Raw genomic sequence first — 10,043 nt, 5'->3', positions numbered from 1 at the left:
ATGCTATACCGTGACATCGACGAATTCGGTAGTTTTTGGCACAGCACACAATGGGGAGTGGAAGAAGTGTTGGATCAACATCTTGCCATGGAAAAAGGGATTATCCCTTACGAAGATGAAGAACTTGAAGAGGACCGATGGACATTCATATTGGTTGATGTTGTATAGAAAAATGCGCTTGGAAATGTATCTCTAAGCGCATTTTTTTGACTGTCTTTATTTACTAAAGCATCCGTTAGTTCATGCGCATCATGGTCCTAAAAAGAAAGTTGAATTTAACTTTCAGATCAAAGACTGTTCAATCTTTTAAATAAATAATAATGGTCAAAACCTTCTGGATAGTTTTCAAGTTTACCTAAAACTTCATAACCAAGTTTTTTATAAAAATCAGGGGCTTGAAAACTATAAGTCTCCAATCTAATTAAATTACACCCTTTTTCTATAGCTACTTTCTCTGCTTCCTTCATTAACTCTTTTCCTTGACCTTTTCCGCGTAACACGTCATCAATCCAAAGAATCTCAATGTGAAAGCATTTCCAATCTATATTCCCTAATATTCCACCTAATATGTTGTGATTGTCATCTTTAATAATAATATTTATTTTTTCTTCTTCAGTATAAGCAACTTGTTTCTTATTGTAATTGATTAGACTTTCTCTAACATATAATGCTTCCTTTTTATCATATCCAACATGAAGTTTTAAGTTTTCCATCTGTAATATTACCTCCTATAAACCAATTAATTAGTGTTTATAATTCAATTGTATCACCGTTTAACAAGCTATCACAGACAATAAAAAAGCGCTAGATTATGCTGCGAATTATGGTCCGGAATGCATCAGAAAAAGCCAACAGATCACTGTTGACTTGAATTATGCTATTCAACTAAAGCACCCGTTAGTTGAATATGGATAATTTAGTTTATTCGTTTATGTAATTCATTACCTTAGATTATACTAATTAAAACCCCAATTCTTTTCCCCTTTTTTAGACATTTCGGTTTATCCCTTCGGTTATTTCAGCTAATATTTGCAGATTTCCTTCTTCTAATATAGTTCTTAGGTCCCTCTCAAAACCCCATTTGTCAATAATATTGTATGACTATACAATTCAACTAATCCTTCCTATTTATTTACCTCATCTAGAGAACTTACTACCATTAGGAGCTTCCTCAGAAATAGAACCAAACCTTTAAGGAGGTGAAGACAAGCTTTGATTCTAGCAGTCTACTTCTTTCAGTAATCTTTTTGGGACTGAATAACTTCTTATTTTTACCTCACCATGATTTTTCTCAGCTTAGAATTATCCGCTAATTACCTTATGGAATAGGAGAATGTAAATGAAAAAGCTAACCATGAAGACGCTTCTAGTTGGATCGATTGCCGCTTCTATGCTATCAGGCTCCATTTTTCAAGTGAACGCACTTGGAGCATCTAGGAATGGGACGGTATTGGATAAATCAACTGTTGCAATGAGTAATAATGGGACCGGTGATCACGTAATTACGCTCATTACTGGTGATGTCGTAAAAGTTTCTACCCTTAAAAACGGGAAATATATCATCAATGTAGAGCCAGCTAATAAGGATGGGGATGGAGTCAGGGTCCTGACCTTTGGTGAGGATACTTTCGTATTCCCGAACTCTACCATGCCTTACCTGGCAGCAGGAAAACTGGATAAGGACTTATTTAATATTACGAAATTGATTGAATATGGGTATGATGACAAGAATCAGGCAGGATTGCCGGTTATCGTCGAATACGAAGAGACAAAGGCTAAATCTTTCTCCAAAAACATTGCTCCAAAAGGAGCGAAGAAGGTTCGGGATTTGGAAAGTATTAATGGTGCCGCACTTACTACCGACAAAATGAAAGCGGATACATTCTGGGAAGATGTCACAGTTCAAAGGGACAATAAAGAACCTGAAAAATCATCACTCTTTAAATATGGAGTAGAAAAAATTTGGCTGGATGGCCGTGTAGAAGCAGCCCTTCATCAAAGTGTCCCTCAAATTGGAGCACACACAGCATGGGAAGCAGGCTTTACAGGTGAAGGCGTCAAGGTTGCCGTGCTTGACTCCGGAATTGACCCTGGCCACCCGGACCTTGTCGATCAATTGGACGAAGCGGTGAGCTTTGTACCTGGCGAAGAAGTGAATGACGGAAATGGTCACGGAACACACGTTGCCTCCACTGTGCTTGGAACAGGTGCAGCTGATGGGAAATCCAAAGGCGTTGCTCCTGATGCACGCTTACTGGTAGGGAAAGTATTGAGTGATCAAGGATTTGGACAAGATTCTTGGATTATTGATGGAATGGAATGGGCATCTGAAAATGCAAAGATTGTCAATATGAGTCTTGGAACMAGCGAGCCAGGTGATGGCACAGACCCTATGTCTCAAGCTGTAAATAGACTTAGTGAAGAGAATGGAACACTATTTGTTATCGCTGCCGGTAATAATGGAGCAGAAGGCTCTATCGGCTCTCCTGGTGCTGCAGAATCCGCTTTAACTATCGGGGCTGTGGACAAATCGGATCGGCTTGCATGGTTCTCTTCAATGGGGCCTCGCTATGGCGATATGGGTCTAAAACCTGACTTATCTGCCCCTGGTGTAGGTATTGTTGCAGCCCGTTCCCAATTTACATCTGGCAGTGGATATTACTCTAGAAAAGATGGTACATCCATGGCTTCACCACATGTCGCAGGTGCAGCAGCTATCCTTGCCGAAAAACATCCAGAATGGGACGGAAAAGCTTTAAAAGAAGCATTGATGAACACAACAACGAAGCTTGAAGGTTACCAGCCTTACCAGGTGGGAACAGGACGAGTTGATATAGCTGCAGTCTTGGAAACACAGCTGAGAGCAACTAGCTCCGTATCATTCGGCTTCTTTAAATGGCCTCATGATCAAGCAGCCCCTGTTGAAAAAGTCGTTACCTATACAAATGATAGTGCCGAGGACATCACAGTAGAGTTGGAAGCGACATTTACAAATGCAAAGGGTGAAGAAGCTCCATCTGGTATGTTAAACCTTTCTGAAAATACCATCACTGTTCCAGCCAATGGCACAGCGGACGTGAACGTAACACTTGATTCCACCCTTGGTGAAACAGGCTCCCGTTATCAAGGATTTTTAACAGCAAAAGCAAACGGAAAAGCCGTTGTACACACAACTATGGCGATGGTCAAGGAAGAGGAACGTTATACTCTTACTCTAAATGCAACTGACCGTGACGGCTCTGCTGGACTTGCATATGTGGCAATATCCAGCGAGAAAATGGAGCCGTTTGTTTATGCTGTCAATGGTTCATCAGAACTTCGCCTGCCGCCAGGCACCTATTCGGCCATGTCCCTAATGGATGTGGACGTGAACACAGACCACGCTGGTGTAGCCCTTGTAGGTGACCCGGAAGTGGAACTGAATGGACCAAAAACAGTGGAGCTCGATGCAAGAAAAGCAAAAGAAATATCTGTAGAGGTACCGAAGAAAACAGAGGCAAATTACCAACGTATGGAATATCACCGAACAATTGGTGATATGCCCCTGACTAGTCTCTATTTGATGCCGGTTTGGATTGATAAGATGTACGCTGTTCCAACAAAAGAAGTCAAAAAAGGATATTTTGAGCAGCTTACTCGCTGGCGCCTAACAAAACCACTTCTGACCATTAACTTTAATGGAAAGGAACTGGATGATATTCCATTTGCCGGAAGTGCATTATTGGATGGAAAGTATAACTTATCCACTGTCTATGCCGGAAAAGGAAGTTCAGCTGACTTCGACCGCCTAAAAGCAAAAGGTAAAGCTGTTGTGGTCGATCGAAATGATGAAGTAACCCCTTCTCAACAAGCTACTGCTGCTGCTGCTGCCGGGGCAAAGCTACTGATCATCGTCAACAATGAAGATAAAGAAYTTAGTAAATTTGCTGGTACTCCAGAGTACACAGTCAACCCGATTGCCGTTGCTGGTATCAGCAAAAAAGAAGGCGACAAGCTTGTAAAAGCTGTACGTTCAGGAGATGTAAAACTGCAAGTAGAAGGAACAATCGATTCTCCATATGTATATGATCTTATGGATGTCCATAAAGGTTCTATACCAAAGGATTTAACCTATGCACCGAAGAATAAAGACCTAGCGACAATCGACAGTCGCTATAATTCCCACATTGAAACAGCAGGTGGAGAATTCCGATACGACTTGCGACCGCATACATTTGGAGCTGTAGGTTTCCTGCAAAAGATATCATTACCAAGAGCCCGAACTGAGTATGTTTCGGCAATAGAGGACACAGGCTGGTATCACGAGGCAACTGTCTTAGATTCGAAATGGCAGATCCGTCAGCCATTGGCCACTTACACAAAAGGACAAAAATTAACAGAGAACTGGTTCTCTCCAGTTGTCCGTCCAAGCTTGGGTGAAGGTTACTGGGCTCCTGAGCGCCAAGGCAATCATCTAATGATCAATGTTCCTGCTTGGGCCGATGCAGGAACAGGAAACACAGGCGGTATTAACGATTATAATATATCTGTAAAAAATCAGACATCTAAATTGTACAAGGGTGATACATTAGTGAAGGAAGGTAAAAGCCAAGCGCTCTATGCAACAGATGTCGCACCAAAAGAACGTACGCAATTCCGCTTTGTTACGGACGCAAAACGTGACGCAGATCGCTGGAATACGTCGGTCCGCACTCATACTGAATGGACCTTCTGGACGGAAGCATCAGAGGATTGGAGATACGATCTTCCATTCCTAACTCTGGATTACAAGGTGGACACCGATGTAAATGGGGATGCATTGGCAAACCGTCCTACTAACCTTGAGCTGTCTGTCGGTAAAGTAGAAGGTGCAGTAGGATACGGAAACGTGAAGGATGCCAATTTGGAAGTTTCATTCAATGAAGGCGAATCGTGGAAAAAAGTGAAGCTTACAAAAGATGGCGAGGCTTATGCCGCAACCATCCAAAATCCGATAAACGCAAAATCCGTTTCACTCAGAGCAAGCGCTTGGGATGATGAAGGAAACAAAATTACCCAAGAGATCATCAAGGCTTACGGATTAAGATAATTTTAGTGGAAGATGCCTGCTTTATATAGAGAAAGCAGGCATCTTTTCTTTTGGTTAGTTAGGTGTGACCCGATGTGAAAAAGATAAATGATTAGGGTTGTTAGAATAAGATATTTTGAGCACTCCATCCTAGCTCAGAAGGAAGCACAAACATTCTTTTCACCCCCGAACGATGCAAAAAACATAAAAACAGAGCGTTTTTTCCTCTTTACAAGCCCATTTTCTGACCAAAACTTAAAGCTTCAGCCACAAAAACGTAACCTCTCCATCAAACAAACTGATTATTTATTCTGAACTTCTCCACAATTGCTCCAGCATAACGATTAGCATTGACCATATCATTGTTGGACATGTAGTAGTCAAATAATTTTACCGCATAAAACTCTTTCGCCATTACATAGCCCATTTTGTCAAAGTGGGGAAATGCCTTGTTCTCCAGATAGTGATAATACTGGTCATCCTCACCTAGAATGGAGTGATAATGCATCGTAAAGAGATGATGAAAGGTGGGGGCCGATAAATTCCTGCATAACACAAGTCCCTCTTCTACAAGCTTTAGAAGCTTTTCCTTTGGCGTCTTCCCTTCTTTCGTCAAAGCGTTTATGTACCCCTCCAGCGAGGCGACATACTTGGGATTGGAGGAATTGCGTGCATCCATCGACTTTTTGTAATATTCAGCAGCCTGCTTGAAATAGCCGTGCCGCAAATTCAGATAGCCTAGGTTATGATGCAGCATCGCTTTTTGATGATCGAGCCCATAATCCCCTGTCATATCTATCAATCTATGATATTCACTGCTTAGAAAACGGTAATCATTCGATTGCTCGAGCTGGATGAGCATCAGCATTTCAGCTTTAATAATACGGGAGAAGCTGCGAATTTTGGTGAAGAAGGCCAGTGCCTTATTCGCATTGAAAAAAGCTAGGACGCGAGAATTGAGCGAACTATAAGCAACAGCTAAGTCGTAATAATATTCCTGATTGGAGTATTGCTCCAGACTGATTTGACCTAGAAAAGAGATGGCACTGACATAGTCATACTTCACGGTCAGATGGAAAATCCCCTTTATGTGCAACAACATATTTTCCTCATAATTAGATAAGCCTGTCCAAACATCCATCTCCTCTATTAGAGCCTGCGCTGATGTAAACTCGCTAATAGACAAGTAGTATCTGGTGAGCACAAGGGTGTAGGATCGATAAAAATCCTGAATATATAAAAGGTTAATTCCATCAAGCTGCCTTTTTATACTATCCGCCTTTGTCTGCAGTTCCTTCACAATGGCATCATGCCACTCCTTTAATAAGGATTCCACCCTCCTGTAATTTAACACTTCCCTTTCCATATCAATTCCTAGTCTTTGAGATAATAATAGAATAGTTTCATCCGATACTTCTGTAAGCCCCCGTTCTATTTTACTGATATGAGTACTGGAGGAAATTCCTTCCCCTAGGTCCTTTTGCTTCATTTCTTGTTGTTCGCGATAGAATTTGATTATCTTTCCTTCCAGCATGATTCCCATCCCCTAAGCGTCTCCATCCCAATCTATTAACACAATTTGATTAGGATTAGGTCCACTCAATTTTGTATATATAGAAATGTTTTCATGTGCCATTCCATGTGAAGTTGCATGAGTTTGTGTGTTCAAATTAAATGCTCCTTAAGCCATGACGGCATCTTTTTCTATTTAGTTTTTCTCCTTTTTCAATTCTCTATTAAAGGGGGATAGTCCTTCTTTAACTTAACTTGTATTATTAGTTGATGAAGAAACTTAGGACAACGTTTTAGCATTGAAGTAGTATATGTAGTAGGCTCTATATTTTTATCGTTTATTATTCTTTTTACAACCAGAAAATCTTTAGTTTTAAAGATTACAGCATTTAGCAATAACTTCGGTAGCGATATACAACCATAAATTGACAGACAAAAAGCCAACAGTATCTGTTGGCTTTTTTTAATATCTCAACATTTTCACTCTTATTTCCCTTTTTCCATTCAGTTTTTCTGCTCATTTTCTTCAACTAAACTGCCCATTAGTTTAATAAGAAAAAATGCAAAAAATGCTTTACTCCTACTTGAAGTAAAGCACCCGATAGTAAAAAAATATATTGCTCTAGTTAAAGACTTTTTATATATTTCGTAACATTCCCCATACAGCAACTTCCTTGAGGATTATTTACCTCACACCCGCATCTGTCTGCTTTTACATTTACTCGGATGTGTTCTAAAGGTTTAGGAGAAAGTTCTTGTTCTTCATATTTCTTAATTTTCTCTTTTGTCCAACTAAAGCAATAGCAAACTGGTACTGTGGGAGAATCATCTTTTTGATGCACAGATACCTTTACATCTGACTTAAGGTACAATTTTTTCTCTGTATCAAAATAGACAACATCACAATCTTTCGTTGAACAAAAGTAATGAGTCAAACTCGGATTCAAAGAATCTAAAACTGAGGGTTTAAGCATTGATTTCAACGTAATAATTTTCAGCTTTTTCCCTTTGGTATTACAAGATGGACAAAACTCAGTATCATTACTTTCAGTAATTCGTTCTTTTGAAGCACAACAATCAGTCATTTCTACACCTTCCCTTTTAACTCTCTAAACCAAATGCATCCTAATGCACATCCAAGTTTAAGCGCTGCACTTTTTAAAAAATCAAATGAGCTGCGTCTACTTTCGTTGTCTTTTTTTGGCTGTCGGTAATTTTAATTTTCATGGGAGTTGAAGATAGGAAGGACATAACCACATTTCCAGTAATCCTCCTATTGTTCAGGTTTCTTTATAAACATTATGCTGAAAATTCCTCTTTTAACTTTACTCCGTAATACCGCATTGCTTTCAAATTTCCTTCATATTCAAAAGTTTCTAGTTCGATTAAACAACGCAAGCGGTATTCGAGCCATTCGTCCCCTGTATATTGCTCCATCTGCCCTAAAACTTCGCCAATAACACGTGCAGCCTTTATAAAACCAGAGTACTCAAGTTCTTCATTTAGTCTTTTTGCACAAGTAATGATTAAGTCATCATCTCTGGTTAGCACATTATAATGCCATAATTGGTGGTCTGCCCATGTGCGAAGTAAAGATTGGTCATTATTAAGAAGGTTCTTGCCTTCTTCGCATAAACTTGTTCGTCCAATGTCTTTTAGGGGATGTTGCTTATATTGTTCATAAATAAAGGATAATTTCTCACTCGGAAGTTCGCCAGTTGCTTTCGGGTAATCTTCTTCATATGGATGCAAATCATACAATTTATGAAAAGCCGTATAAGTATTTATTACAAAGATTGTGTTCAACTTTCCTTTTAGCAGTGCAAGGACTATCCGTAAGCCTGCTTGTTCATGTGCATTATTACAAGTCCAAATAACAATATCCTGAACTTGTGGAATGGCTTTGATTCTATCCACTGAATCAATCATTCTTAGCATAGTAACATCACGCTCATTGCCCTCATCCCGGTAACGCTCTTTAAACCAATGAAAACGTGCCTGCATTCCTTCTTTTGTATGTATATTTTTCACTGGACCAACAGATAAAATATCTGGTAATACAATGATTTCCTCTGTCTTTTCATAAGGTGTATTTCGAAACGCAGCACGTAAGCTCCCAGCTGATGATTCACCAAATATAATATGTACCGTTTGTGCTTGAATCTTATCTATTTTCTTATTTCCATCCGTCATTAACGATCTCTGCAATTCTTCTATCTTCTTCAATATCCGCACCCCTGTACTTTATAGTAACTAGACCTTCACTTGATTACTCAATTTATTTTATCTTCTTCTAAAATTTTTACTCAAACCTTCTTATTGAAGTAAAGCACCAGTATAAGACTTCAGTTAGATTAATTTGCTTTTAAAAAATTCACCATTTCAAAGCAATTTTATAATCCGTTGTAATATAACCATTAAAGTTTCTACCATAAATTTCATTCACCAATGAATCTGCCCATACATCAGCTTCAAGCATTGTTTCAAAAACTATATCTTCAATTAACCAATTAATATTCACAGAATTTCACTTCCTCATATTTCAATCCTTAATATATATACTTATTGGACGAACCTGCCCCGTTTTAGTTCAATAAGAAAAAGTGCTTTACTCCTTCTTGAAGTAAAGCACCCGTTAGTTTAAGTGTAATTTTTCACAATATTTCAGTGAAAATAGAAATTCTCATTTATTACTACTTCACAAAAAATGCGATAATACCTATAACAATACACAAAATTCCACTTAAAAATTGTCCTATACCCGAGGCTTCTCCCATTAGTATAAAATTGAATAAGTTTTTATTTTTTCGATTTTTTCCAAATAAACCATCGTCTGTTTTCATACGATAAAGACCCCAAACCGTTAAAACTATCCCAAAAATAAATAATATAAAAATCATTTTCATTCCTCCGTTGTTTGTTTAATATGTGTATCTTAATGAAATGGATTATTTGTCATCCTCATCGAAAATAAAAGTTTCTTCAATTGATAAATTAAAAACTGAAGCTATTTTATACGCAAGTAGCACAGATGGATTATACTTTTGTTTTTCTAAGGAGATGATTGTTCTAGAAGATACACTTACTTTATCAGATAATTCTTGTTGCGTTATTCCATATTCTAATCGCAATTCTTTTACTCTATTTTCCATAAATCCTCCTRATTAAAGAAAATGATTGTAATACTTTCTAGACCCCTTTTCAATAATTATTAAAGAAATTAAGACAACAAATAATGCAGTATTTGTTGGGATTACCACAAAATTAGTTAAAAACATAAGAATAAAAATTTCGGATATCAGAATATACAAGGAAAAGCGAGCAACTTTTCCATCAATTAAAGCATCTCTTTCGTCATATTCCTTTGCTAATTCCTTTTCTAGTGATGTATTCTTTCGGGATTTAATGTAAGAAATTGTTGAGTACAACAAAATTATTCCACCTAAGAATACTATGATATAGCCAAAATTAAATCCTATTGATG

The 10,043-nt window shown here is 38.2% G+C and carries 10 protein-coding genes; 1 reads left to right on the top strand and 9 read right to left on the bottom strand.

Translation table 11 applies throughout. The annotated features are described in order from the left end of the window. Window positions 1-287 precede the first annotated feature (287 nt). Window positions 288-713: a GNAT family N-acetyltransferase gene (locus tag AC1DSB_RS08655; protein WP_477531236.1), complete on the bottom strand. Its 426-nt coding sequence runs from the start codon at window positions 711-713 to the stop codon at window positions 288-290. Between the two features lie 626 nt (window positions 714-1,339). Here AC1DSB_RS08655 and AC1DSB_RS08650 point away from each other — a divergent pair. After that, window positions 1,340-5,068 (top strand): S8 family serine peptidase, encoded by a 3,729-nt coding sequence (locus AC1DSB_RS08650; protein ID WP_477586463.1) that lies wholly within the window; start codon window positions 1,340-1,342, stop codon window positions 5,066-5,068. Between the two features lie 268 nt (window positions 5,069-5,336). Here AC1DSB_RS08650 and AC1DSB_RS08645 read toward each other — a convergent pair whose 3' ends face one another. From AC1DSB_RS08645 to AC1DSB_RS08610, 8 genes are all read right to left on the bottom strand, one after another. Further along, window positions 5,337-6,581 (bottom strand): helix-turn-helix domain-containing protein, encoded by a 1,245-nt coding sequence (locus tag AC1DSB_RS08645; protein WP_477531234.1) that lies wholly within the window; start codon window positions 6,579-6,581, stop codon window positions 5,337-5,339. Between the two features lie 12 nt (window positions 6,582-6,593). Further along, window positions 6,594-6,716, bottom strand: coding sequence for a hypothetical protein (locus AC1DSB_RS08640; RefSeq protein WP_477531233.1), 123 nt, complete (start codon window positions 6,714-6,716; stop codon window positions 6,594-6,596). A gap of 469 nt (window positions 6,717-7,185) precedes the next feature. Beyond that, window positions 7,186-7,644: a putative iron-sulfur cluster-binding metallochaperone gene (locus AC1DSB_RS08635; RefSeq protein ID WP_477531232.1), complete on the bottom strand. Its 459-nt coding sequence runs from the start codon at window positions 7,642-7,644 to the stop codon at window positions 7,186-7,188. 214 nt (window positions 7,645-7,858) lie between these two features. Further along, window positions 7,859-8,785, bottom strand: coding sequence for a DUF1835 domain-containing protein (locus tag AC1DSB_RS08630; RefSeq protein WP_477531231.1), 927 nt, complete (start codon window positions 8,783-8,785; stop codon window positions 7,859-7,861). Between the two features lie 148 nt (window positions 8,786-8,933). After that, a complete protein-coding gene (locus AC1DSB_RS08625) occupies window positions 8,934-9,080 on the bottom strand; it encodes a hypothetical protein (protein WP_477531230.1) in 147 nt (48 codons plus the stop codon). Between the two features lie 172 nt (window positions 9,081-9,252). Further along, on the bottom strand, window positions 9,253-9,459 hold the full coding sequence (locus tag AC1DSB_RS08620; protein WP_477586461.1) for a hypothetical protein: 207 nt from the start codon (window positions 9,457-9,459) through the stop codon (window positions 9,253-9,255). Window positions 9,460-9,507: 48 nt separating this feature from the next. After that, window positions 9,508-9,711, bottom strand: coding sequence for a helix-turn-helix transcriptional regulator (locus AC1DSB_RS08615; protein ID WP_477586459.1), 204 nt, complete (start codon window positions 9,709-9,711; stop codon window positions 9,508-9,510). A gap of 12 nt (window positions 9,712-9,723) precedes the next feature. Next, on the bottom strand, window positions 9,724-10,043 hold a 320-nt coding region (locus AC1DSB_RS08610; protein ID WP_477586457.1), incomplete at its 5' end, for a hypothetical protein.

It is taken from the genome of Paenisporosarcina sp. P4_E4_2, from assembly GCF_056401595.1.
The sequence above is the reverse complement of the archived record's forward strand: the minus strand, read 5'-3'. Positions and strand labels throughout refer to the sequence as shown.